The organism is Sodalis sp. RH16 (assembly GCF_047324245.1).
Taxonomy (GTDB): Bacteria; Pseudomonadota; Gammaproteobacteria; order Enterobacterales; family Enterobacteriaceae; genus Acerihabitans; species Acerihabitans ligni.
Window position 1 is genome coordinate 1,435,447 of sequence record NZ_CP178737.1, and the last position, 26,344, is coordinate 1,461,790.

The 26,344-nt window shown below is 55.6% G+C and carries 19 protein-coding genes and 1 riboswitch; of the genes, 8 read left to right on the top strand and 11 right to left on the bottom strand.

Annotation, left to right across the window (positions count from 1 at the left end; translation table 11 throughout):
* The first annotated feature begins 2 nt into the window (after window positions 1-2).
* Window positions 3-1,292 (top strand): phosphoribosylamine--glycine ligase, encoded by a 1,290-nt coding sequence (gene purD / locus ACL2XJ_RS06520; protein WP_413726027.1) that lies wholly within the window; start codon window positions 3-5, stop codon window positions 1,290-1,292.
* A 65-nt stretch (window positions 1,293-1,357) separates the two neighbouring features.
* Here purD and ACL2XJ_RS06525 read toward each other — a convergent pair whose 3' ends face one another.
* From ACL2XJ_RS06525 to nudC, 6 genes are all read right to left on the bottom strand, one after another.
* The gene (locus ACL2XJ_RS06525) at window positions 1,358-2,029 is read right to left on the bottom strand and encodes a DUF1481 domain-containing protein (protein WP_132924463.1); all 672 of its coding nucleotides are present in this window, start codon (window positions 2,027-2,029) and stop codon (window positions 1,358-1,360) included.
* Between the two features lie 40 nt (window positions 2,030-2,069).
* Window positions 2,070-2,342: a nucleoid-associated protein HU-alpha gene (hupA, locus tag ACL2XJ_RS06530; protein WP_025246531.1), complete on the bottom strand. Its 273-nt coding sequence runs from the start codon at window positions 2,340-2,342 to the stop codon at window positions 2,070-2,072.
* A gap of 191 nt (window positions 2,343-2,533) precedes the next feature.
* The gene (locus ACL2XJ_RS06535; protein ID WP_132924462.1) at window positions 2,534-3,124 is read right to left on the bottom strand and encodes a YjaG family protein; all 591 of its coding nucleotides are present in this window, start codon (window positions 3,122-3,124) and stop codon (window positions 2,534-2,536) included.
* A 59-nt stretch (window positions 3,125-3,183) separates the two neighbouring features.
* Window positions 3,184-3,879: a deoxyribonuclease V gene (gene nfi, locus ACL2XJ_RS06540; protein ID WP_413726858.1), complete on the bottom strand. Its 696-nt coding sequence runs from the start codon at window positions 3,877-3,879 to the stop codon at window positions 3,184-3,186.
* Between the two features lie 80 nt (window positions 3,880-3,959).
* Window positions 3,960-5,024 (bottom strand): uroporphyrinogen decarboxylase, encoded by a 1,065-nt coding sequence (gene hemE / locus ACL2XJ_RS06545; RefSeq protein WP_413726028.1) that lies wholly within the window; start codon window positions 5,022-5,024, stop codon window positions 3,960-3,962.
* An 18-nt stretch (window positions 5,025-5,042) separates the two neighbouring features.
* Entirely contained in the window at window positions 5,043-5,843 is an 801-nt protein-coding gene (gene nudC, locus ACL2XJ_RS06550) for an NAD(+) diphosphatase (RefSeq protein WP_132924458.1), read from the bottom strand.
* Window positions 5,844-5,936: 93 nt separating this feature from the next.
* Here nudC and rsd point away from each other — a divergent pair, with 93 nt between their 5' ends.
* From rsd to thiH, 7 genes are all read left to right on the top strand, one after another.
* On the top strand, window positions 5,937-6,458 hold the full coding sequence (gene rsd / locus ACL2XJ_RS06555; protein WP_132924456.1) for a sigma D regulator: 522 nt from the start codon (window positions 5,937-5,939) through the stop codon (window positions 6,456-6,458).
* A gap of 110 nt (window positions 6,459-6,568) precedes the next feature.
* A riboswitch (TPP riboswitch) is annotated at window positions 6,569-6,682 on the top strand.
* 102 nt (window positions 6,683-6,784) lie between these two features.
* Window positions 6,785-8,704, top strand: a complete 1,920-nt coding sequence (thiC, locus tag ACL2XJ_RS06560) for a phosphomethylpyrimidine synthase ThiC (protein ID WP_132924455.1) — start codon at window positions 6,785-6,787, stop codon at window positions 8,702-8,704.
* Entirely contained in the window at window positions 8,701-9,354 is a 654-nt protein-coding gene (gene thiE, locus ACL2XJ_RS06565; protein WP_132924453.1) for a thiamine phosphate synthase, read from the top strand. The genes thiC and thiE overlap by 4 nt, the downstream gene beginning before the upstream one ends.
* Window positions 9,344-10,111, top strand: coding sequence for a HesA/MoeB/ThiF family protein (locus ACL2XJ_RS06570; RefSeq protein ID WP_413726029.1), 768 nt, complete (start codon window positions 9,344-9,346; stop codon window positions 10,109-10,111). Before thiE ends, ACL2XJ_RS06570 begins: the two co-directional genes overlap by 11 nt.
* A complete protein-coding gene (gene thiS, locus ACL2XJ_RS06575) occupies window positions 10,111-10,311 on the top strand; it encodes a sulfur carrier protein ThiS (protein ID WP_132924449.1) in 201 nt (66 codons plus the stop codon). The genes ACL2XJ_RS06570 and thiS overlap by 1 nt, the downstream gene beginning before the upstream one ends.
* Before the next feature lie 2 nt (window positions 10,312-10,313).
* A complete protein-coding gene (locus tag ACL2XJ_RS06580; protein WP_132924447.1) occupies window positions 10,314-11,105 on the top strand; it encodes a thiazole synthase in 792 nt (263 codons plus the stop codon).
* Window positions 11,105-12,241: a 2-iminoacetate synthase ThiH gene (gene thiH, locus ACL2XJ_RS06585; RefSeq protein ID WP_413726030.1), complete on the top strand. Its 1,137-nt coding sequence runs from the start codon at window positions 11,105-11,107 to the stop codon at window positions 12,239-12,241. Before ACL2XJ_RS06580 ends, thiH begins: the two co-directional genes overlap by 1 nt.
* A gap of 113 nt (window positions 12,242-12,354) precedes the next feature.
* On the opposite strand, the gene ACL2XJ_RS06590 is transcribed toward thiH, so the two are convergent.
* The 5 genes from ACL2XJ_RS06590 to rplJ all read right to left on the bottom strand — a co-directional run bounded on the left by ACL2XJ_RS06590 (window position 12,355) and on the right by rplJ (window position 26,246).
* Window positions 12,355-15,933: an inverse autotransporter beta domain-containing protein gene (locus tag ACL2XJ_RS06590; RefSeq protein WP_413726031.1), complete on the bottom strand. Its 3,579-nt coding sequence runs from the start codon at window positions 15,931-15,933 to the stop codon at window positions 12,355-12,357.
* A gap of 562 nt (window positions 15,934-16,495) precedes the next feature.
* Window positions 16,496-20,719, bottom strand: a complete 4,224-nt coding sequence (gene rpoC / locus ACL2XJ_RS06595) for a DNA-directed RNA polymerase subunit beta' (RefSeq protein WP_132924442.1) — start codon at window positions 20,717-20,719, stop codon at window positions 16,496-16,498.
* A 213-nt stretch (window positions 20,720-20,932) separates the two neighbouring features.
* Window positions 20,933-24,961, bottom strand: a complete 4,029-nt coding sequence (rpoB, locus tag ACL2XJ_RS06600) for a DNA-directed RNA polymerase subunit beta (RefSeq protein WP_132924440.1) — start codon at window positions 24,959-24,961, stop codon at window positions 20,933-20,935.
* Window positions 24,962-25,316: 355 nt separating this feature from the next.
* Window positions 25,317-25,682 carry a 50S ribosomal protein L7/L12 gene (rplL, locus tag ACL2XJ_RS06605; protein ID WP_132924438.1) on the bottom strand — a complete coding sequence of 122 codons (366 nt, stop codon included), beginning with the start codon at window positions 25,680-25,682 and terminating at the stop codon, window positions 25,317-25,319.
* A gap of 66 nt (window positions 25,683-25,748) precedes the next feature.
* Window positions 25,749-26,246: a 50S ribosomal protein L10 gene (gene rplJ / locus ACL2XJ_RS06610; RefSeq protein ID WP_132924436.1), complete on the bottom strand. Its 498-nt coding sequence runs from the start codon at window positions 26,244-26,246 to the stop codon at window positions 25,749-25,751.
* Window positions 26,247-26,344: the final 98 nt, after the last annotated feature.

Genomic DNA, 26,344 nt, shown 5'->3' on the forward strand with positions numbered 1-26,344 from the left:
CCATGAATATCTTGATTATTGGCAATGGCGGCCGTGAGCACGCCCTGGCGTGGAAAAGCGCACGTTCACCGCTGGCCGGCAAAGTGTATGTCGCGCCGGGTAATGCCGGTACCGCCATCGAACCCGCGCTGGAGAATGTCAACATCGCCGCAACCGATATCCCGGCGCTGGTGGAATTTGCCCAAGGCCATGATATCGGTCTGACCATCGTCGGCCCCGAGGCGCCGCTGGTGCTGGGCATCGTCGACGCGTTTCGCGCCGCCGGTTTGCGGGTGTTCGGCCCGACCAAAGCCGCCGCGCAGTTGGAAGGCTCCAAGGCGTTTACCAAGGATTTCCTGGCCCGGCATCATATTCCCAGCGCGTCATACGGTAATTTTACCGAAATCGAACCGGCGCTGGCCTACGTGCGTGAAAAAGGCGCGCCCATCGTTATCAAGGCGGACGGTTTGGCCGCCGGCAAAGGGGTTATCGTCGCGATGACACTGCCGGAAGCGGAAGCGGCGATTCAGGACATGCTGGCGGGCAACGCTTTTGGCGATGCCGGACACCGGATTGTGGTGGAAGAGTTCCTGGAAGGGGAAGAGGCCAGTTTCATCGTCATGGTGGATGGCGCACATGTGCTGCCCATGGCCACCAGCCAGGACCACAAACGTGTGGGGGATGGTGATACCGGGCCGAATACCGGCGGCATGGGCGCCTATTCCCCGGCCCCGGTCGTCACGGACGAGGTGCACCGGCGCGTTATGGATCAGGTTATCTGGCCGACCGTGCGCGGTATGGCGGCCGAAGGTAACATCTACACCGGTTTTCTGTATGCCGGACTGATGATTGACCCTGAAGGCAATCCCAAAGTCATTGAATTCAACTGCCGCTTCGGCGATCCGGAAACCCAGCCCATTATGCTGCGCATGCGCTCCGATCTGGTGGCCCATTGCCTTGCGGCCACCGACGGCCGATTAGATCGCGAAACCTCGTCATGGGATCAGCGTCCCGCCCTGGGGGTAGTGTTGGCGGCCGGCGGCTATCCGGCGGCATATCGCAGCAGCGATGAAATTACCGGCTTGCCGGCGCAGGAGGTGGAAGGGGAAAAAGTCTTCCATGCCGGTACCGCTCTCAAGGACGGCAAAGTGCTGACACAAGGTGGTCGGGTACTATGCGTTACCGCATTGGGGGATACCGTGGCGGATGCGCAGGCCAGGGCCTATCGCGGCGTGCGTGCTATCCATTGGCAAAACAGTTTTTATCGTACCGATATCGGCTATCGCGCCATCGAGCGGGAAAAATCCCTCTGAGGCATTCGGGAATCCAAAGAGACTCGTCAAACGCGGCGAGTCTACCTACCGGCGTAGCGAAAAGCCTAAAGATCGCTTTTCTTGGGTTGCCAGCGGCAAAAATCTTCGTTGGCGACCAATAATAACTGGGTTCCTTCGGGGGCCTCTAGCCACGCCACTCCCAGCGGCCGGGCTGAATGTGTTGATCGCGCCGCTATCCACGACAGGGAACGCCCGTCGAAATTGGGATTAACAGCCTTGTCCTGGCAGTTATACATTGCGCCGTCTCTCCACTGTCCTTGCACCAGATGCACATGGCCCACGCGTAATGAATGACTGTCTTGAAGCAGGCGATTGGCTTCGAACTGATAGAGGGCCAATTCGTCGTCACTGAGTTTTTCCCGTACTTGATCCCGCTGGCGCTGCATAAAACTCACGTTGCCTTTGTCATCAAAACGGATTTGCACTACCTGTGCATGGGCACCGTTCTGCGTACGGTTGATTTGACGCACCTGGTCGTCCAGATACTGGTAGCGGGTAATAGTCGTATTATCCCCTTCATAGGGGCTGTAGACACTGAGAATGGTGACCGCTCGCTGCGCCTGGTCGTCGTTGCGCCATAAACGCACTACGCCCCGGTCGGCAATATAGCCGCTGGCGGTGAAGGAAGGCAGTTGGTCCTGGCGGTGACTACAGGCGTTGAGCATAACGGCAAACAGCCCAATCCAGCCCCACCGGCGCGCAAACAAAAGGGGCATAGTAGCCCCTCCGCTTAATCTTTTCACCAACACACTGTATTTACTTAACAGCGTCTTTCAGGGCCTTGCCAGAAACAAATGCGGGCACATTGGCCGCAGCAATTTTGATTTCTTTGCCGGTCTGAGGATTGCGTCCAGTGCGTTCGCTACGATGATTAATTTTGAAAGTACCGAAACCAACCAATTGTACTGCATCACCCTCTTTTAGAGACTCAGTAATTGCCGCCAAAGTGGATTCCAATGCTGACTTTGCCTGTGCCTTGGAAAGATCAGCCTTATCAGCAATTACATCAATCAGTTGAGTCTTGTTCATATGTTATCCTTACAGTGTGTTTATCGCTTGCTAAGCATCGAGTGCGACGGATATGCCAAAAATTTAGCGCTCTCCTGCAAACACGCACCGATAGCCACTTTTTTTATGCCCCCCCAAATGTAGACCAGACAGGGTGCAGATGTGAAGTCTTAAGACATGGCAAAACAGGTCTTAAATCACGTTTTATTGCCTTATTGCTGTAAATTTATCCCAATATTGCTAATTCCGGCTTCGCGCAGGTCTGCCCGCAGTCCCTTTATTAAATCTAGGTCGCGATTTTCACAGGCCGCCAACAAGCGAAAAATCTCCCATTGGATATCCCATTCTTGCTCAATGGCGGGTAATGCGCTCAGCTCTTCATCGGGCATTTCCCGTTCAGCTTCGGTCATTTCCAGCATTGCTACCGTATGGATGGAAGTTTCACTTACGCTGACGGCATGTGCCAGCGTCTCACCACTTAAATACGAATGCAATAATTCACTAAGCGCGACACAAGCATCGATCGCCGGGTAAACACCATAAAAATCGAAGTCATCGGCCGCGGGAATACAGTCTTCCAGCTTTTCTAATTGTAAATCAAAATTGACCTTAGCATCTTTAACTACCTGTGTCTCCCAAACCAGGTCGAGAATGCGACGATAAATCGCTGCTTCGCCAAAACCGGTTTGCGTACAGAACAAATGGTAGTTGGGATACATCCGCTCGCACAGCGATGCCATAAAAATCACGTGTTGCCAGCTGTCCAGCTTCTCCAGACGCAAATGTATCGGATTACGTAACATCGCACTATCTCAATATTCTTAATATTGCGAAGCAGTGTACCCGAAATTGCCCGGTTCCCCTATTGCGGATTAAACAAGTCCGGGCTTTCCTGATCTTGCCGCCAGCGCTGAAACGCCATGCGATTCGAGGCCACCGCATCCGCCCAGCGGGTAGGTTCAGGCAAACGGTATCCTCTCATACACAGGCGCACCCAATGCAGCGCGCTGTCCAAACCCACCCGATGCCCGGTGGAGATAAACAGCGGATTACAGCGTAATTTACTGCGCCATACCCAGGCGACCTGCTCACCTTTATCGATGAGAGGAGCCCTGGCGTCCGGTTCATCGCTCAGCGGCTCGAAACGACCGCACAAGCGGCGTTTCGCCACGCCGATGGTGGGCCGGTCGATTAATAGGCCAAAGTGACTGGCGACCCCCAAACGGCGCGGATGGGAGATGCCGTGGCCGTCCACAAAGACCAAATCCGGCTGCTGCGAAAGACGCTGCCATGCGGCCAGTAGGGCCGGGTACTCCCTGAAGGACAAAAAGCCGGGAATATACGGCATGGTGGTATTGATACGCGCCACCTGATACTCGATGAGCTCCAGGGACGGAAAGCGCAGCAGAGCAATGGCCGCGCGGGTCACCTCGCCCCCTTGTTCAAATCCCACATCGGCGCCGGCGATGATTGACGGGGTCTCGAAATCAAAAGCGTCATGACGGATAACATTTCCCGCGGTGGCGATTTGCTGCGCACGTAATCCGGCTATATCCACAATTTCCATAATGCCAGCTCCTACGGGTGATAACCTCAGCGTCAACGAATGATAACGCCGGCGACTACATGTGGTAAGGATTAAGGGTGATAAGGACGCGACAGGCGGTGTACCGCCTCCACCAATACGCCGGCGTTTTCCGGCGGCACATCCTGGTGAATGCCATGCCCCAGGTTAAACACATGTCCTTCCCCGTACCCGAAACCCGCAAGTATTTCAGCGGCTTCCAGCTCGATGCGCTGCGGTTGGGCGTACAGTATCGACGGATCCATATTGCCTTGCAGAGCCACTTTATCTCCCACGAGGCGGCGGGCGTCGCCGATGTCGGTGCTCCAGTCAAGGCCCAGGGCGTCGCAACCGGTTTGGGCCATCTGTGCCAGCCACTGTCCGCCGCCCTTGGTGAACAAGGTCACCGGCACCCGGCGCCCTTCGTTCTCCCGCAGCAGACCGTCGATGATTTTATGCATGTAAGCGAGAGAGAATTCCCGGTAGCCATTACCGGTAAGCACACCGCCCCAGGTATCGAAAATCATCACCGCCTGGACGCCGGCGCGAATCTGGGCGTTCAGATAAAGCGTGACGCTATCCGCCAGTTTGTCCAGCAGCAGATGCAGGCTCTTCGGTTCCGTATACATCAATTTTTTGATTTTGGTGAAGGATTTGCTGCTGCCGCCTTCAACCATGTAGGTTGCCAGGGTCCAGGGACTGCCGGAGAAGCCGATTAAAGGCACCTCGCCGCGCAGATTTTTTCGGATGGTACGCACCGCGTTCATGACATACACCAATTCCTGCTCGGGATCGGGAATGGGTAATTTTGTTATGTCGCCGAAAGATAAGAGGGGCCGCTCGAAACGCGGCCCCTCTCCCTGTTCAAAATAGAGTCCCAATCCCATGGCATCGGGGATGGTCAGAATATCGGAAAACAGAATCGCCGCGTCAAGGGGATAACGCCTTAACGGCTGCAGCGTCACCTCGCAGGCCAATTCAGCGTTTTTGCACAGCGACATGAAATCCCCGGCCTCGGCGCGGGTCGCCTGGTATTCCGGCAGGTAGCGACCGGCCTGCCGCATCATCCAGACCGGGGTCATATCCACCGGCTGGCGCAGCAGGGCGCGCAGGTAACGATCGTTTTTCAATTCATCCATGCTGGATTTCCTTTGTTATTAACGGGTTGTCGCAATAGAGCTGTCGGCATCCCGATCCGCGCGACATAGGGCCACCGTATCCTCGATTAACCGGCGGGCCACGGTGCCCGGCGGCGGCAATAACGGCAATGCATCGTAACGATACCAGCCGGCATCCAGGATCTCGCTGTGATCGGGGGTGATGTCGCCACCGTCATACTCCGCCATAAAAGCCATCATCAGCGAATGGGGAAAAGGCCATGGCTGAGAGGTGACATAGCGTACATTCTTCACCTTCACCTTGGTCTCTTCCATGACCTCGCGGGCCACCGTTTGCTCCAGCGTTTCACCCACTTCGACGAATCCGGCCAGCACGGTATAGATGCCGCCGCGATGGCGGGTATGCTGGGCCAGCAAAATTTCATCGCCCCGGCGAATCGCAACTATAATGCATGGAGCGATTTGCGGGTAATAGCGTTCATGGCAATGATCGCACAGGCAAGCCCACTCTTTGCCGCTAATGCGCATGGTATGTCCGCAGTAGCCGCAAAACCGGTGGGCCCGGTAGAATTCCGCCAGTTGGACACCCCGCCCTGCCAATTGGAACAGGCCGGGGTCTTGGTCAATGATCTGCCGGACCGATCCCATATCCCGGGGCATGGTATGGCGTACCAGCCAGGCGGTAGACCCTGCCCATTCGCCGATGGGGGTTGCAGTAAACCCCTGCAGCGACCAGGCGGAGGCCAAACCAAACGGCAATTCCCCTTGGGGTAACCACAATTTGCTGTTCTGGCTGACGACCCACCAGCCGTGTTCGTTACCGCTGAGTTCTTGTTCCATTTTAGTTGCACTACCCCTTTTTCACTGGCAATCTAGAATTTAGCTTTAAAAGATAAATAACGCAGCGTTACTTTTATTACATCGGAGTCTGTCATGTTAAACCAGCTGGAAATCTTGGCTCAACGGGTTGGCGGCAGTAACGAACTTATTGACCAATGGCTGGTGGCCCGCCGGGGCTTACTGGTTGCTTATTACCATCTCATCGGTCTTAAGCCCAACAAAGAAAAGCATACTCCTCTGGATGAAAACGCGCTGGACGACTTTTGCCATCATCTCGTGGACTATCTGTCCGCCGGCCATTTTCATGTGTACGATCGTATCGTGCCGGAGGCGGACGAAAGCGGTCCCAACCGTCTTTTAATAACGCAGATCTACCAGGCTTTGCAGGAAAATACGCAACAAATCATGTCGTTTTATGACAGCCAATTTGAGACCGCCGTGGATCATGACAACTGCATGGAGTTCCAGGAAGCCCTTTCCGGCGTCGGCGAGGCGCTGGGCACCCGGTTTTCGCTGGAGGACAAGCTGATTCAAAAGGCGTTGGAGCACCGAGCGGACTATCGGCCCTCGGAACCCGCCGCCAATAATGACCCGGATGCCTCGCGCCTGGCTTAACGCCGGGTCTGAGCATCCTTTTCGGCTCATCTGAGCCGCAACGCTGACCAATCGCCCCGGCGTCAACGAGTAGGGGCACTTTGTCAGCAAACGTTGGCTCGTGATGAGCCGGTATCTTGTCGGAGTGCCTAGCGCGTACATTACGCCAGGCTGAGACCGTTAATTCGGGATCCGCGGAACCTGATCGGGTTAATACCCGCGAAGGGAACAAGAGTAATTCAACGCCAAGAATCATCGTCGATCGACATATGATTCCAGCCCTGTCTTATTACTCCCGTAGCGCTCCGGACAAGCAATTTTCCCTAACTTCTTTATAAGGAATTGCTATGTCTCTACCCACCACTCCTTCCCGCCGCGAACAGCGGGCACAGGCCCAGGATTTTATCAACCGCCTGAAAGGCGAGGCGTTCCCCCAGTCCCGCCGCATTTATTTGCAGGGCAGCAGTGCCGATATCCGGGTGCCGATGCGTGAAATACAGCTCAGTCCGACCATGATCGGCGGTGATAAAAGCGCCCCCCGATATGAACAGAACGAGCCGGTGCCGATATACGATACCGCCGGACCCTATGGCGACCCGGAGATATCCATTGACGTACGCGCCGGTTTGTTTCCGTTGCGTGCCAACTGGATCGAACGCCGGGCGGATACCGAAACCGTCAGTGAATTAAGCTCTCGTTACAGCGGGGAGCGGCGTGCCGACGACGGTCTGGATGAAATCCGTTTTGCACCGGGCCATATGCCGCAGCGCGCCAAACCTGGGCGCTGCGTCACACAGTTACATTACGCCCGGGCGGGTATCGTGACGCCGGAAATGGAGTTCATTGCGCTGCGTGAAAACATGGGCCGTGAACGAATCCGCGGCGAGGTGCTATTGCAACAGCATCCCGGCCATGGCTTCGGCGCCGAGCTGCCGGAAAATATCACGCCGGAATTCGTGCGGCGGGAGGTTGCCGAGGGCCGCGCCATCATCCCCGCCAATATCAACCATCCCGAATCGGAGCCGATGATTATCGGCCGCAATTTTCTGGTGAAGGTCAATGCCAACATCGGCAACTCGGCGGTAAGTTCTTCCATCGAAGAAGAAGTGGAAAAACTGGTATGGTCCACGCGCTGGGGCGCGGATACCGTAATGGATCTCTCCACCGGACGCTATATCCACGAAACACGGGAATGGATACTGCGCAACAGCCCGGTCCCCATCGGTACGGTGCCCATCTACCAGGCGCTGGAAAAGGTCAACGGCGTGGCGGAGAATCTGACCTGGGAAACGTTCCGCGATACCCTCTTGGAGCAGGCGGAACAAGGGGTGGACTACTTTACCATTCATGCCGGCGTGCTGCTGCGCTATGTGCCCATGACCGCCAAACGGTTAACCGGCATCGTCTCCCGCGGCGGTTCCATTATGGCGAAATGGTGTTTGTCACATCACAAGGAAAGCTTTCTGTATGAACATTTCCGCGAAATCTGCCAAATCTGCGCCGCCTATGATGTAGCGCTGTCGCTGGGCGACGGCCTGCGCCCCGGCTCCATCCAGGACGCCAACGATGAGGCGCAGTTCGCCGAACTCTATACCCTTGGCGAGCTCACCAAAATCGCGTGGGAATATGACGTCCAGGTCATGATAGAAGGCCCCGGCCATATCCCGATGCATATGATTCGCCGCAATATGACCGAGCAGTTGGAGCACTGCCACGAAGCTCCCTTTTACACTCTCGGACCGCTGACAACCGATATCGCCCCCGGTTATGACCATTTTACCTCCGGCATCGGCGCGGCGCTTATCGGCTGGTTCGGCTGCGCCATGCTGTGCTACGTCACGCCCAAGGAACATTTGGGCCTGCCGAATAAAGAGGACGTGAAGCAAGGGCTAATCACCTACAAAATCGCCGCCCACGCTGCGGATCTGGCCAAAGGCCACCCCGGCGCGCAAATTCGCGATAACGCCATGTCCAAGGCGCGTTTTGAATTCCGCTGGGAAGATCAGTTCAACCTGGCGCTGGACCCCGCCACGGCACGCGCATACCACGATGAAACCCTGCCCCAGGAGTCCGGTAAGGTGGCGCATTTTTGTTCCATGTGCGGTCCTAAGTTCTGTTCAATGAAGATTTCCCAGGAAGTCAGGGATTATGCCGCCGCTCAGGCCATCGACGTTCAGCAAAGCGGCATGGATACGATGTCGGCCGAATTCCGCGCCCATGGCGGGGAAATCTATCTGACGCCCACTGAAGCGGGGATAGCTAAATGAATGCACTCAACGCACCTTTTGCCCCCACCGCCCATCGGCTGGGGCTCTATCCGGTGGTGGACTCCCTGGCCTGGATAGTCCGTTTGCTGGACGCAGGCGTCACCACCCTGCAGCTTCGGATCAAGGATCGGCCGGACGAGGCGGTAGAACCGGATATCGAAGCCGCCATCCTGCTGGGCAGGAAATACCAGGCCAGAATATTCATTAACGACTACTGGCGGCTGGCGGTGAAACACGGCGCTTACGGTGTGCATCTGGGCCAGGAAGACCTGGATACCGCCGATCTGTCGGTTATTCAGCGCGCCGGCCTGCGCCTGGGCCTCTCCACCCATGACGATCAGGAACTGGCTCGGGCGTTGTCGTTCCGGCCCTCTTATATCGCCCTGGGCCATATCTTCCCGACCCAGACGAAAATCATGCCGTCGCAGCCGCAGGGGCTGGCGGATCTCAAGCGCATGGCGGCCGGATTGGAGGATATTCCCACCGTGGCCATCGGCGGCATCAGTATCGATCGGGTGGACGCGGTAATGGACTGCGGCGTCGGCAGCGTGGCGGTGGTAAGCGCCATCACCAAAGCGCCGGACTGGCGGTTGGCCACCGCTGTCTTATTGCAGAAAACAGAAGGCCGGGAGGTGGCGGATGCTCAATGACCAGGCGTTTTTGCGCTACAGCCGGCACATGCTGCTGGAAGAGATAGGTCCCGAAGGCCAGGAAAAGTTAATGGCTGCAACCGTGCTGATAGCCGGTCTCGGCGGCCTGGGTTCCCCCGCCGCCCTGTATCTGGCGGCGGCTGGGGTCGGTACCCTGCTGCTGGCGGATGACGACCGAGTGGACGTCAGCAATCTTCAACGCCAGATTCTCTATCGAACCGGCGATATCACTCATTCCAAGGCCCTGGTGGCGCAGCAGCAGTTACAGGCGCTTAACCCGTTGGGAAAATATATCCCATTACAGGAGCGTCTGGCGGGCGAATCGTTGACGCGCGCGGTGGCGAGGGCGGATTTGATCCTGGACTGCAGCGATAATATGCAAACCCGCCATGAGATAAACGCCGCCTGCGTCCAACAGGGTAAAACCTTGATAAGCGCCAGCGCGGTAGGCTTCAGCGGCCAATTTTTGGTGCTGCAGCCGCCCTACCGGCACGGCTGCTATGCTTGCCTGTTCCCTGAGGCCGCCGAACCGCAGCGCAACTGCCGTACCGCCGGCGTCGTCGGGCCGGTGGTCGGGATTATGGGCGCCTTGCAAGCATTGGAGGCGACGAAAATTCTCAGCGGCTTGCCTTCCCCGCTGAGCGGCCGGTTGCAGCTGTTTGACGGCAAATCCATGACCTGGCGCACCCTTAAACTGACCCGCGCCGCCGACTGCGAACTGTGCGGCGCGCAGGTCAGCGAGGGGGAGCCGGTTTGATGAAAATCACCCTTAACGAACGGCCCATAGAGCTTTCACACCGGCTCTCGCTGGCGGAATTGCTGGACCAGTTGAAATATTCGTCGGAAGGCGCGGCCCTGGCAATCAATCAAACCATTATTCCCCGCAGCCAGTGGCCCCGGCATCTCATTAACGAAGGCGACGACATCTTACTTTTTCAAGCCATAGCAGGAGGCTGAACATGTTGAAAATAGCCGATACTACCTTTACTTCCCGGTTGCTTACCGGCACCGGAAAATTCTCTACCGCCGATATCATGCTGCAGGCGTTGGCCGCTTCAGGCAGCCAGTTGGTCACCCTGGCCATGCGCCGGGTGGATCTGCGCAACGGCAATGACGCTATCCTGCCCGCCCTGCGCCAGGCCGGCGTGAAATTGCTGCCCAACACCTCCGGCGCCAAGACCGCTGAAGAGGCGGTGTTTGCCGCACGTCTGGCCCGTGAAGCCTTGGGAACCCATTGGATCAAGCTGGAAATCCATCCGGATGTAAAATACCTGCTGCCCGACCCCATCGAAACGCTCAAAGCGGCGGAACAGCTGGTGAAAGAGGGCTTTGTCGTTTTGCCCTACTGCGGCGCGGACCCGGTATTATGCCGCCGCCTGGAAGAGGCCGGCTGCGGAGCGGTCATGCCGCTGGGCTCGCCCATTGGCTCCAATCAAGGTTTGAAAACCCGTGATTTCCTGCAGATTATCATCGAACAGGCAGGCATTCCCGTGGTGGTGGACGCCGGTATCGGCGCCCCGAGCCAGGCATTGGAAGCGCTGGAAATGGGGGCCGATGCGGTATTGGTGAATACCGCCATCGCCGTGGCCCGTGACCCGGTGGCCATGGCCCGCGCCTTCCGGCTGGCGCTGGAAGCCGGCGAGTCATGCCGGCACGCCGGCCTGGCGCCGCGTCAACTCCAGGCCAGCGCCACCAGCCCGTTAACGGATTTTCTGCGCCACAGCGAACAGCCTGTGGAAGGAGCGGCCTGATGGATTCTTTTATCAACCACTGGCAGCGCATCTCTTGGGAGGATGCCGGTCTTGGCATCAATGCCAAGCAAGCCCGGGATGTAGAGCGGGCATTAACCGCCGAACGGCCCGGCCTGAATGATTTTATGGCGCTTCTGTCCCCGGCGGCCCAGCCCTACCTTGAGCCCTTGGCCCAGCGCGCCCAGCAGCTGACCCGTCAACGCTTCGGCAACGTGGTGAATCTGTATCTGCCGCTTTATCTCTCGAACCTCTGTTCCAATGATTGTACCTATTGCGGTTTTTCCATGAGCAATCGCCTTAAGCGCAAGACTCTGGACGAGCAGGAGATTATCGCGGAGTGCCAGGCGATCCGGGACCGGGGCTTTGAAAACGTGCTGCTGGTGACCGGCGAGCATAAAAGCAAGGTCGGCATGGACTACTTTCGACGTTATGTGCCGTTGATCCGCGACTATTTCAGTTCCCTCATGATGGAAGTGCAGCCGTTATCCCAAGAGAATTACGCCGAGCTGAAAGCCCTCGGCCTGGACGGCGTCATGGTCTATCAGGAAACCTATCATCAGCCGACCTATCAGCGGCACCATCTGCGCGGGCAGAAAATGGATTTTGCCTGGCGGCTGGAAACGCCGGATCGCCTGGCGCGGGCCGGGATCGACAAGATCGGGCTGGGGGCGCTGATCGGCTTGTCCGACAACTGGCGCACAGACTGCTATATGGTGGCCGAACATTTACTTTATCTGCAAAAAAACCATTGGCAGAGCCGCTATTCCCTCTCCTTTCCCCGCTTGCGGCCCTGCGCCGGGGGAATTACGCCGGCATCGCTGATGGACGAATCACAGCTTTTACAGGTGATGTGCGCCTTTCGCCTGCTGGCGCCGGATGTGGAAATTTCGCTGTCTACCCGCGAGTCCCCTTGGTTTCGCGACCATGCGGTACCCATCGTGGTAAATAGCGTTAGCGCCGGTTCCAAGACGCAGCCGGGAGGCTATGCCGGCGGCACGCCGGAGCTGGAACAATTCGAGCCCCATGATAACCGCTCGGTACAGGAGGTGGAGCAGATGCTGCTGCAGTCGGGTTTGCAGCCGGTATGGAAGGATTGGGACAGTTATCTGGGCAGGATGCCGACGCTGATTGAATAAGCGATGGCGAGCACGTTAAAGATGTTAGCTTGACTTAGCGGCGGGACAGTCACCAGTCCCGCCGACGGTCTGGATTTTCCTGCGTTACTTTATTTTACGAAGCGGAACAGTTTTCAACTGGCGCATGCCACAAATCCCTCGTTCTCGCCGGATGTCTCCATGAGCAATTTCTGTCCGTTCTGGTTGTTAAGAGCTTCGACGGCCGGCCCGGTTATAACAATAGAGGCTGCCGTACCAGACCAAGTAAAGCCGCCGGGTGATAAAGGCCATCCGCTCGAACGCATCGAACTATAGGCTGCATCCAGAGAAGTAAAGGACGGCAATGTGCAGTATGAGCTTGCCAGCGGATAACGCGCCACTGCCCAATTTTCGTTGTTGAAACTCTCACTGCCGCCGCTGGTGAATTCTGAGGCAAGCCTGGGCCGCTGGATACCGCCGATGGACTCCGCCATATGGCCATAATAATTGGCCACCGGGACATCGGGGCTGGTGGCTACGGTAAATATCACGTCTTTTGTCACGGTTTTTCCATCGCGCGCGGTGACCTCAATGGTGGTCTTAACCCCTTTGCCCGAGGGGTCGGTTAACGGGATGCTGATTTGGCCCGTCGCCATCACCACTCTGCCTTCATATTTTGGCGCATCGTTAATCAACAGCGTGACGCTTTCCGATCTGTTTTGCCGATTGACGGCGCCAAGGGAGTGAATATCGATGAGCACATCCCCGGCCGGCGAACCGTCTTCAAGAGTGGCTGCCACCGTCAACATCATCTGCTCGCCGGCTTTAGCTTTCGCCTCCGCCTTGTCCACACTGATTTTTAAATCAATGCCGCCAGGAGTGAAGTTCAGCTCTTTCGTCATTGCGCTGATTTGGGCACCGTCCACTTTGGGGGCGAACCTGACTATGCCGGGTTTAGCGCCCCGCACGGTGGCGGTATACACGCCGCCGCTCTCGCTTAAGGCTGAAAGGGTAATATTTTCCTCCGGCGAGGCGTTGAAGGCAAGCCGGGCTCCCATACCGGTTATCGGGCGGCCCCGCGCATCCTTGGCAAAAAATGTCAGCGTTGCGGTCTCGGTATTATCCGCCGCCAGCGTATCCTTATCGATTTCAAAGGCTGATTCGGTTGTATCCACCTCCACCGCCATAAGGGTGATGGGTTTACTCAGACTCTCCAAGCGATTGCCTTCAACCGCCGGCGTTATCGTATAATTTCCCGGCACGGTACCGAACAATTTGGCAACGTAGGTCCCATTGTCATCAAACTGCGCATTTTCTTGTCTAAAACCCGCTATCGATGAAAGATGAAAGTAGATTCTACCTACAGTTTTGGTCACGTTGCCATATTCATCCCGCGGTATCAGTCTAAGCTCTACGCTATCTTCATCATCGGCGATAAGCTTGTCTGCGCTGATGCTGAAGGAGGGATTAAGCTCGCTGAACGGGCCTGGCGTTAAGGTGACCGTTTTCATCAAGCCGCTTAACTGCTGGCCGTCGATTGACGGCGCCACCTCTACCCTACCCGCTCTGAGTCCGCTCAGCCGGGCGGTATAATTCCCGTCGGTCTCCACAATGTCTGAAATCGAGATCCCCGCTGATGGCGCAGCGATAAATGCCAAGCGCTCCGCCAACCCTTTCACCGGCTCCCCGCTCTTATCCCTGGCGGTGAAGCTCAGCATAGTGAAGCCCTTGCCCACCGTAAGCGTATCCTCGTCCACGCTGAAATCGGAATGGCCTTCATATGCCTGGGCATCGCGCAGGCGGACGGTTTTAGCTAAAGCCACCATCTTAACGCCGTCCAGAACCGGCGTAATGGTCACCTCCCCCGGTTGAGTGCCCTTCAAAGAGCTGCTGTAGCTACCGTTATCTTCACTTATATCGGTCAACACAGCACCCTCTAACGGCGTCATATCAAACACCAATCTCGGACCGAGGCCGGTAAGGTCATTGCCGGAACCATCCTTGGCGCTGAAGACTACCGTCGCCTGTTCGGCGCCATCGGCAAGAATGCTGTCGCTGCTGATATCAAGCCTTGAAAGGCTACGATCCAAGCCTACCGACCGCAGGCTAACGTTGATTGGCTTCAACGCTTGTCCGTGAATCATCGGAGTAATGACCGCCCGTCCCGGATGGCTGCCGGCGGTGAGGGTGGCCGAATAGACGCCGACGGCGGTTTCACTGATAGCACCCGCCGCCGGCGCGGCGCCGGAAACGCCGGCGCTTGCCGCCGCGAAGGGTTCGCCGTCACCGGTTTCAAACGTTATGTCCATCGTCAGCGCATCCGCCATTCCACTCACCGGCTGAAGGGTCTCATCCCTCAAAGTGATGGATAGCAGGCTGGTGGAAATACCATCCGCCGGTAGTCTGTCCGGCATTGCCGTGGTGGGCGTCGACGCCAGGCTGATGCCTTGGCCGGACACCGTAAGCCGGGTATAGGCAGGGTTTGAAGCATTGCCTTTTTTATCATGGGCCGTTGCGCCAATGGTATACCGGTTTGTCGCGCCGGCGGGCAGATAGGGCGGCAAAGTGACCGACAGGATATGGGGCGCCGATTGCGTGATGGAACCGCCGGCGGCGATCAATTCCGTAGCGTTCCACTCTACACGGTCCAAGGCATGGGTTGCGGTAACCTGGGCAGTAATGATGAGTTGTTGGCCGGAATTCCCGTTCAATTGTTCCGGCATCAGCAGGCGGATAACCTCCTGCTTTTGATAGTCCAGAACGATATGATTGTTGCGCTCCACTAGGTCATAACGGCTGCCGGACAGGGTTCGCCCGGCCGCCACAGCCGATGGGTCCACCTGGGCAAGCCACGAATCCCCGAGCCGGTAATTGATTTGCAGATTGATACGGGAATCCTGCTGCCCGCTCTTACCCTGGCGATGCTCGCCACCAAGGGTTAATAGCGGAAAAGGCGTGTAATTAAGCCCTAGGGTAAACGCATAGGGATCTCTTTGCCGATTGTTTTTGCCAAATAACGCTATCTCGTCGCCGCGATAGCTTTCATACATCAGCTTGCCGCCCAATTGCGGATGCGACGGCAGAAAAGCCTCGGCACGCAGGTCATAACCGTTGGCCGGTCGTTCGTTATAATCCTCGAAATCCCGCGATTGGCGCCAATTACTCAAGCGGAAATAGCTGTTGGCCGATAATTTCAGGTAATGGGTCCAGGCTTCCGCGCCGATTCCGGCCCGGCGATTTTTACCGGTGAAGTCATTATCATAAAAAGTATTTAGCCCGTACATCCAATCGCCGTGAAAGGTTCGCACGCCGCCGCCGATATTACCGGTATTGCGGTGATCTTTATTCCGTATCCCCCATTGGCTGAATACCATGGCATCCTGATTTTCATATAACGGCACCAAGAGATCCAGCGCACTATTGTCCAGTTTGAATCGCTCATTGAGATTGAGCTGTAACCGCACGGTGCCGAATTGATCAAACCAGTCTTTAGCATATTGGCCTGCTCCGCCTGCCAGCGCCGACCGCGCCATACCAAGCGCCGCTTTATCGCTCTGTTGCGCAGTCAGCAGGTGGCCTGCCGACATGGCTCCCCCGGCGATTTTATTTTCTATGGATTCTTGCGCGGTCGATGAATCGTCATTATTCAATAGAACGTTCTTGGCCGGCTTCTCTACCGAGGCGGCGACGGATGCCGCCCCCGCCGGAGCAAAAGCCACACCGAGGGGTAACATGACCTGCGCCGCAATGATTGCCCAGGCAACAGGTCGCCACAAAGGGAAATCCTGACGACTTGAGGCAAATGACCGGCACGAACCGGTATTATTATCGGATGAAGGATATGGAGGTTTACCTGGCATTAAATTCTCCTTTTAATGATGCAGGGCGTGCTTTTCAGTGCGCCCCGCAATCAAGAAATAACTTCACAAATATGAATTTTATTTATTTATAAAATAATGAATCACGATTCACGTAATAGGAATATTTTCAGCTTTTGAAAATATATTATTCGTAATCACATTATCTAGATTGAAAAGAAAAACATCTTGATGAAATTATGATATTTATTAAAAGGAACTTGGGTGTTAATTTTCCAATGAGGCAATAGAACACCATAAAACAAGGGGTAAATTCAGGCGCTTTATATTTACTAAGTGTATATAATTACTTTTTAGCTTATTGTCTCATGATGAATATCTGCTTATATACAATAAGAAGCACGTTAACTTAAATAATCTTAACCTCAAAAAAAAGCCGCCCCCCTAAGGGACGGCTATTGCGTTGCTGCAATAACGATTATTTATCGTTATTACCGCCTAAGCCCGCATTCAGCAGTTCCGCCATATTGGCGGAGGCTTCATCAGCGGTGACCGACGGTACAACCGGCACTTCGCCCAGGGCGCGGCGACGGGCACGATCCTGATGGTAGGCATAACCGGTCCCGGCAGGGATCAGTCGGCCGACAATCACGTTCTCTTTCAGACCGCGCAGTTCATCACGTTTCCCGGCAACGGCGGCTTCAGTAAGCACCCGCGTTGTTTCCTGGAACGATGCCGCGGAGATAAAGGACTCCGTGGCCAGGGATGCCTTGGTTATACCCAAGAGATCCCGGCTGAAGGTCATTTCGATCTTGTCGTCCTCCGCCAGCTGGCGGTTGGCAATCTTGACCCGTGAATATTCAGCCTGTTCGCCTTCCAGGAAGTCGGTGCCGCCGGCGTTGACGATGGTGGCTTTACGCAACATCTGACGAACGATAACTTCGATATGCTTATCGTTAATCTTAACGCCCTGCAGACGGTAGACGTCCTGCACTTCGTTAACGATGTAGCGGGTCACCGCATGCACGCCGCGCAGACGCAGAATGTCATGGGGCGATTCCGGTCCATCGGAGATCACGTCGCCGCGTTCCACGCGTTCGCCTTCAAATACGTTAAGCTGACGCCATTTCGGGATCATCTCTTCGTAAGCATCGCTGCCGTCCACCGGCGAAATCACCAGGCGACGTTTGCCTTTGGTTTCTTTACCGAAGGATACGATACCGCTGATTTCCGCCAGGATAGCCGGTTCTTTCGGCCGGCGCGCTTCGAACAAATCGGCAACGCGCGGCAGACCACCGGTAATATCCTTGGTACCGCTGGATTCCTGCGGCAGACGCGCCAGAGTGTCCCCGCCGGTGATTTGCACACCGTCTTCCAACTGGACAATGGTTTTACCCGGCAGGAAGTACTGGGCCGGCATATCGGTGCCCGGAATCAGTACATCATTGCCGCTGGCATCAACGATTTTCAGCGCCGGACGCAAGTCTTTACCGCCACCGGTACGTTCAGCCGTATCCAGCACCACGATAGAGGACAAGCCGGTCAGCTCATCGGTCTGGCGGGTAATGGTCTGGCCGTCGATCATATCGGTGAAGCGCATAAAGCCGCTTACTTCAGTGATAACCGGCATGGTATGCGGGTCCCAGTTGGCAACCGTTTCGCCGCCCAACACTTCAGAACCGTCACCTTTGCCCATGACCGCGCCGTAAGGCACTTTATAGCTTTCCTTGGTACGGCCGAATTCATCGATCAGTTTCAGTTCCGTGTTACGGGAAGTGATCACCAGTTTACCGGCGCCGTTGATAACAAACTTGGCGTTATTCAACCGCACGGTACCCTTGTTTTTCACCTGAATGCTCGATTCGGCGGCATTACGGGAAGCGGCACCACCGATGTGGAACGTACGCATGGTCAACTGGGTGCCCGGCTCGCCGATAGACTGCGCGGCGATAACACCGATGGATTCACCCTTGTTCACCAGATGCCCGCGGGCCAAATCACGGCCGTAGCAGTTGGCGCACACACCGAAGTCGGTTTCACAGGTCACCACCGAGCGAACCTTGATGGTATCCACGGAGTTCTCTTCCAGGACATCACACCATTGTTCGTTCAGCAGGGTATTGCGTTCCACCAGTATATCGGCGGTACCCGGTTTCAGTACGTCTTCAGCGGTAACACGTCCCAGCACACGTTCGCGCAGCGGCTCTTTAACATCGCCGCCCTCGATAACCGGGGTCATGGTAACACCGGCATGGGTGCCGCAGTCGTCCTCGGTAACCACCAGATCCTGCGCCACGTCCACCAGACGGCGGGTCAGGTAACCGGAGTTCGCCGTTTTCAGCGCGGTATCCGCCAGACCTTTACGAGCACCGTGAGTGGAGATGAAGTACTGGAGTACGTTCAGGCCTTCACGGAAGTTCGCGGTAATAGGCGTTTCAATGATGGAGCCGTCAGGCTTGGCCATCAGGCCGCGCATACCCGCCAATTGGCGAATCTGTGCCGCCGAACCACGGGCGCCGGAGTCGGCCATCATAAAGATGCTGTTGAAGGAAACCTGGCGCTCTTCCACGCCGTCTCGGTTAATCACCGATTCGGTGGACAGGTTATCCATCATCGCCTTGGCAACACGTTCGTTAGCCGCGGCCCAGATATCGATAACCTTGTTGTAGCGTTCGCCGGCGGTCACCAAACCAGACTGGAACTGCTCCTGGATTTCGGCCACTTCGGCTTCGGCTTCTTCGATGATCCCCGCTTTCTTGGCCGGGATAACCATATCATCGATACCTACCGACGATCCTGAACGGGCCGCATAGGCAAAACCGGTATACATGATCTGGTCGGCGAAGATAACCGTAGGCTTCAGGCCCAGCACGCGATAACAGGTATTCAGCATCTTGGAGATGGCTTTCTTACCCAGCGCCTGATTGACCAGGGCGAACGGCAATCCCTTCGGCACGATCATCCACAAAATCGCACGGCCTACGGTGGTGTCGACGATGTGGGTATTTTCAATAAGCTCGCCGTCTTCGTTCTTGGCATACTCTGTGATACGCACTTTGACGCGCGCATGCAGCTCGGCGATACCACCCCGATAGATGCGTTCCGCTTCTTTCGGCCCGGTCAAGACCATGCCTTCGCCTTTACCGTTCACCCGGTCGCGGGTCATGTAATACAGACCCAGCACCACGTCCTGGGACGGAACGATAATCGGCTCGCCGTTGGCCGGCGACAGGATGTTGTTGGTGGACATCATCAGCGCACGGGCTTCCAACTGGGCTTCCAGCGTCAGCGGTACGTGAACGGCCATCTGGTCACCGTCGAAGTCGGCGTTGTACGCCGCGCACACCAGCGGGTGAAGCTGAATGGCTTTACCTTCAATCAACACCGGCTCAAACGCCTGGATACCCAGACGGTGCAGAGTCGGCGCACGGTTCAGCAACACCGGGTGTTCGCGGATAACTTCATCCAGGATATCCCAGACCACGGCTTCTTCGCGTTCAACCATTTTCTTGGCGGCTTTGATGGTGGTGGCGAGGCCACGCAGCTCAAGCTTGCCGTAGATGAAGGGTTTGAACAGTTCCAGCGCCATCTTCTTCGGCAGGCCGCACTGATGCAGACGCAGGTACGGACCCACGGTAATCACGGAACGACCGGAATAGTCGACGCGTTTACCCAGCAGGTTCTGACGGAAACGCCCCTGCTTGCCTTTGATCATGTCGGCCAGGGATTTCAGCGGACGCTTGTTGGAACCGGTAATGGCGCGACCGCGACGGCCGTTATCCAACAGCGCATCCACTGCTTCCTGCAGCATACGTTTTTCATTGCGTACGATGATATCCGGCGCAGCCAGATCCAGCAGACGTTTCAAACGGTTGTTACGGTTTATCACCCGGCGATAGAGATCGTTCAGATCGGAGGTGGCAAAACGGCCGCCGTCCAGCGGCACCAGCGGACGCAGATCCGGCGGCAACACCGGCAGCACCGTCAGGATCATCCATTCCGGTTTATTACCGGACTGAACGAATGCTTCCAGCAGCTTGATACGCTTGGTCAGCTTCTTGCGCTTGGTTTCGGAGTTGGTTTCATTCAGCTCTTCACGCAGGGTTTCGCATTCCGCTTCCAGGTCCATGTTTTTCAACAGGGCCTGAATGGCTTCGGCGCCCATCTTGGCGTCAAACTCATCACCAAACTCTTCTAGGGCGTCCAGATACTGTTCTTCAGTCAGGATCTGGCGGCGCTCCAGGTTGGTCATGCCGCCTTCAACCACCACATAAGATTCAAAATACAGCACGCGCTCGATATCACGCAGCGGCATATCCAGCAACAAACCGATGCGCGAAGGCAACGATTTCAAGAACCAAATATGCGCTGTCGGCGAAGCCAGCTCGATATGACCCATGCGCTCGCGGCGCACTTTGGTCTGGGTCACTTCAACACCGCATTTTTCACAAATCACGCCGCGGTGCTTCAACCGCTTGTACTTACCGCACAAGCATTCGTAATCTTTAACCGGCCCGAAAATACGGGCGCAGAAAAGCCCGTCGCGTTCAGGTTTGAACGTACGGTAGTTGATGGTTTCCGGCTTCTTCACTTCGCCGAACGACCAGGAACGGATCATATCTGGCGAGGCCAGAGCAATTTTGATCGCATCAAACTCTTCGGTCTTGGTTTGTGCTTTCAGAAACTTAAGTAAATCTTTCACGGATTGGCTCCTGTCGGAGTTAGACCTGTTAGGCGCCTGAAACGCTCAGGCGCCCTGATAACCGGTGCGAACGCACCCGAGCCGAACCCCCCGTCATCTTTCAAACCGCAGATGCGCCGGCTGTACCCGCTCACCCGAATCACTTACCTAGGTAAGCTCATCGGGCTCGCTCACTTGCCATCTTCCTGCGGCCGGAAAGCCATAGGGGTTAAATTACTCTTCTTCCAGCTCGATGTTGATGCCCAGAGAGCGGATTTCCTTCAGCAACACGTTAAAGGACTCCGGCATGCCTGGTTCCATCGTATGATTGCCATCCACGATGTTTTTGTACATCTTGGTACGACCGTTAACATCATCCGACTTGACAGTCAGCATTTCCTGCAGGGTATAGGCCGCGCCATACGCTTCCAGTGCCCATACTTCCATCTCACCAAAGCGTTGGCCGCCGAACTGCGCCTTACCGCCCAGCGGCTGCTGGGTGACCAGGCTGTAGGAACCGGTGGAACGCGCATGCATCTTGTCATCAACCAAATGGTTGAGTTTCAGCATGTACATGTAGCCCACGGTGACCTGCCGCTCGAACTGCTCGCCGGTACGGCCGTCAAACAAGGTAATCTGACCGGAAGTAGGCAGACCGCCCAATTGCAGCAATTCCTTGATTTCTTTTTCTTTGGCGCCGTCAAACACCGGTGTCGCGATGGGCATACCCTTCTTCAGATTCTCCGCCAAACGCAGCACTTCGTCATCGCTGAAGGTGGCCAGATCCACTTTCTGGCGGACATCATCCCCCAGATCGTAGGCTTTCTGGATGAACTCGCGCAGCTTCGCCACATCCTCGTGCTTTTTCAGCATGGCGTTGATCTTGTCGCCGATACCTTTAGCCGCCATGCCCAGATGGGTTTCCAGGATCTGGCCGATGTTCATACGGGACGGTACGCCCAAGGGGTTCAGTACGATATCCACCGGCACGCCGTTTTCATCGTAAGGCATATCCTCGATCGGGTTGATCTTGGAGATAACACCCTTGTTCCCGTGCCGGCCGGCCATCTTGTCGCCCGGCTGAATCTGGCGCTTGACCGCCAGGTACACCTTGACGATTTTCAGCACGCCCGGAGCCAGGTCATCGCCCTGCGTGATCTTGCGGCGTTTCGCTTCCAGCTTCTTCTCGAACACGGTTTTCAGTTCGTCGTACTGTTCCGCCAGCTGCTCAAGCTGATTCTGCTTGTCTTCGTCGCCGAGACCCAGCTCCAGCCAACGCTCACGCGTCAGTTTGGACAGCTTCTCGTCTTCGATGCCGCCGGACACCAGCACGTCATGGATACGGGCAAACAGCCCGGCTTCAAAAATCTGCAGCTCTTCCGTCAGGTCCTTTTTGGCCTGCTTGAGCTGCATCTCTTCGATTTCCAGCGCACGTTTGTCTTTTTCCACGCCGTCGCGGGTAAAGACCTGCACGTCGATAACCGTACCGGACACGCCGTTCGGCACTCGCAGCGACGAATCTTTGACGTCCGACGCTTTTTCACCAAAGATGGCGCGCAGCAGCTTTTCTTCCGGGGTCAGCTGGGTTTCGCCCTTCGGCGTCACTTTGCCCACCAGGATATCGCCGCCGGTCACTTCCGCGCCGATGTAGACAATCCCGGATTCATCCAGCTTGGAAAGCGCCGCTTCACCCACATTCGGGATGTCGGCGGTGATTTCTTCAGGCCCCAGCTTGGTATCGCGGGACACGCAGGCCAGCTCCTGGATGTGAATCGTAGTGAAACGATCTTCCTGGACCACACGTTCGGAAACCAGAATGGAGTCTTCGAAGTTGTAGCCGTTCCACGGCATGAACGCCACGCGCATGTTCTGACCCAGCGCCAGTTCACCCAGATCGGTGGACGGACCGTCGGCCAGCACATCGCCGCGTTCAACCGGTTCACCCAGGGACACGCACGGCATCTGGCTGATGCAGGTGTTCTGGTTGGAACGGGTATACTTGGTCAGGTTGTAGATATCGATGCCCGCTTCGCCCGCCACCATTTCATCAGGATTGACGTTAATCACGATACGAGACGCATCGACATACTGAATGGTACCGCCGCGTTTGGCGACCGCGGTGACACCGGAGTCGACCGCCACGGCGCGTTCCATACCGGTACCTACCAGCGGCTTGTCGGCACGCAGCGTAGGAACGGCCTGACGTTGCATGTTCGCACCCATCAGCGCACGGTTGGCGTCATCGTGTTCCAGGAACGGAATCAGCGACGCACCCACCGAAACGATCTGCTGGGTTGAAACGTCCATATAGTCCACCTGATCGCGAGTGAACAGGCTGGATTCGCCTTTGCTGCGGCACGTAATCAAATCGTCAACGAAATGGCCTTCTTCGTCGAGATCGGTATTGGCCTGGGCAATAACGAAATTGCCCTCTTCAATGGCGGACAGGTAATGGATCTCATCGGTGACCACTTCTTCGCGCACCCGGCGATACGGCGTTTCAAGGAAGCCGTATTCATTGGTCTGCGCATAGACAGACAGCGAGTTGATCAAACCGATATTCGGACCTTCAGGCGTTTCGATGGGGCACACGCGGCCGTAATGGGTCGGATGCACGTCTCGAACTTCAAAGCCCGCGCGTTCACGGGTCAAACCGCCTGGGCCCAATGCGGAGATACGCCGTTTATGGGTAATTTCCGACAATGGGTTGTTCTGGTCCATAAATTGAGACAGCTGGCTGGAACCAAAGAACTCTTTCACCGCGGCGGAAATCGGTTTGGCGTTGATCATGTCCTGCGGCATCAGGGTATCGAGATCCCCCAGCGACAGGCGCTCTTTCACGGCACGCTCAACACGCACCAGGCCGACGCGGAACTGGTTTTCCGCCATTTCGCCCACGGAACGGATGCGACGGTTGCCGAGATGATCGATATCATCCACTTCACCCTTGCCGTTACGGATATCAATCAGCTTCTTCATCACTTCGATGATGTCGAGCTTACTGAGGATTCCGGAACCTTCAATCTCTTCGCGCAGCAGCGAACGATTGAACTTCATACGGCCCACGGCGGAGAGGTCGTAGCGATCTTCGGAGAAGAACAGGTTCTCGAACAGGTTTTCAGCCGCTTCGCGGGTCGGCGGTTCGCCGGGACGCATCATGCGGTAGATTTCCACCAGGGCGCTCAGGCGATCGCTGGTAGGATCGACGCGCAAGGTTTCGGAAATATAAGAGCCATGGTCCAAATCATTGGTAAACAGCGTTTCAATACGCTTGTGTCCTGCCTGGCTCAGTTTCGCCAGCAGATCCAATGTCAGTTCCATGTTGGCCGGACAAATGATTTCACCGGTGCTTTCATCGATGTAATCTTTGACCACCACTTTACCGATGATGTACTCAACCGGCACCTGGATTTTATCGATACCGTCTTTTTCCAGCAGGCGGATATGGCGCGCGGTGATACGGCGGCCTTTCTCAACGTAAACGGTACCGTTGGACTCGATATCAAACGAGGCGGTTTCACCACGTAAACGCTCAGGAACCAGTTCCATCTGCAGTTTATTATCGTGGATTTCATAAATGACTTTATCGAAGAACGTTTCCAGGATCTGCGCCGCGGAATAGTTCAAAGCCCGCAAAACGATCGTGGCGGGCAATTTGCGGCGGCGGTCGATACGGACGAATAAGTTGTCTTTCGGATCAAACTCAAAATCCAGCCAGGAACCACGGTAAGGAATGATGCGCGCGTTGTACAGCACTTTGCCGGACGAATGCGTCTTACCTTTATCGCTATCAAAGAATACGCCGGGGCTGCGATGCAACTGGGAAACGATAACACGCTCCGTCCCGTTGATCACAAAGGTCCCATTGTCGGTCATGAGCGGTATTTCACCCATGTAGACTTCCTGTTCCTTGATGTCTTTTACCGTGCCTTCCGGGGCTTCGCGTTCGTAAATCACCAGACGCAGTTTAACGCGCAACGGTGCGGAGAACGTGACGCCGCGGATTTGACACTCTTTAACATCAAATACAGGCTCGCCTAGACGGTAACTGACATATTGCAGCTCCGAATTGCCGCTGTAGCTCTGAATGGGGAACACAGAACGGAATGCTGCTTCCAATCCGTACTGACCTTCCGGATCTTGCTCGATGAACTTCTGGAACGAGTCAAGCTGTATAGAAAGGAGATATGGGATGTCCAACACTTGGGGACGTTTCCCAAAATCCTTACGAATGCGTTTTTTTTCGGTATAGGAGTAAACCATAGGGTTCCTCAGCTCGCTGATCAGTGACCCACTCTGTCCGCCCTAATAGGACAGGTCATGCAACACTATTTTATACCCTGCAACTCGACATCTACCGGGTATGTATTCGTTCGGAAAGCGACAATGCCTTCCGCAATACCTGTTTCTATCACTCTTAAACCATTTCATTGCATTTTGTTAAACCAGGGAGGTTTTACAGGAGATGCAGTATATTAAGTCGTCGATAGAGAAAGATATTGAGGTTAATCAGTGGTTAAATAGTGTGAAATCCCACTGACGCCTTACAGCGCAAAAAGGCTGGTGACCCAAAAGTCACCAGCCATCAGCCTAGAATCAGGCTGCCGTACAAAAGGTCTTATTTGATCTCAACAGAAGCACCCGCTTCTTCCAGGGCTTTCTTAAGAGCTTCGGCGTCGTCTTTGTTAACGCCTTCTTTCATGGTCGCCGGAGCGGATTCAACCAGGTCTTTGGCTTCTTTCAGGCCCAGACCGGTGGCGCTACGAACGGCTTTGATAACGGATACCTTGTTACCGCCGATAGCGGTCAGGACAACGTCAAATTCGGTCTTTTCTTCAACAACTTCAGCCGGGCCGGCAGCAACAGCAACCGCGGTGGCGGCAGAAACGCCGAATTTGGTTTCCATCATGGAAATCAGTTCAACCACGTCCATAACGGACATTTCAGCAACTGCGTCCAGAATTTGTTCTTTAGTGATAGACATAACAATTATTCCTAAGATTCAGAAAGTGTTTATACGTTCGCAATAGCAACCGAAAGCCACCGGCAATTAAGCCGCTTCTTTCTGATCGCGCAGTGCAGCAAGAGTACGGACCAGTTTGCCTGCGGAGGCTTCTTTCATGGCCGACATCAGGCGTGCGATAGCTTCATCGTAAGTCGGCAGAGTTGCCAGGCGATCGATATTGGCCGCCGTGATAACTTCACCTTCAAAGGCTGCTGCTTTAACCTCGAATTTTGCGTTTTCTTTGGCAAAAGCCTTGAACAGGCGAGCGGCTGCGCCCGGGTGTTCGTTAGAAAATGCAATCAGGGTCGGACCGACAAACGTGTCTTTCAGGCATTCAAACGGAGTGCCTTCCACGACGCGACGCAGCAAGGTGTTGCGAACAACACGCATGTATACGCCGGCTTCACGACCTGCTTTACGCAGTTCAGTCATTTTACCCACTGTAACGCCGCGAGAATCCGCAACGACAGCAGACAGCGCGCCTTTGGCCACTTCGCTGACTTCAGCAACAATCGCTTGTTTGTCTTGAAGATTTAATGCCATTAGCTTGTGCTCCTGGATTTATCCGGGGGAAAATTCCCCGGGACTCACATCGTTTACTCCCCTTATGGGGTCAAACGTCGATACACGGTGAGCAGAAT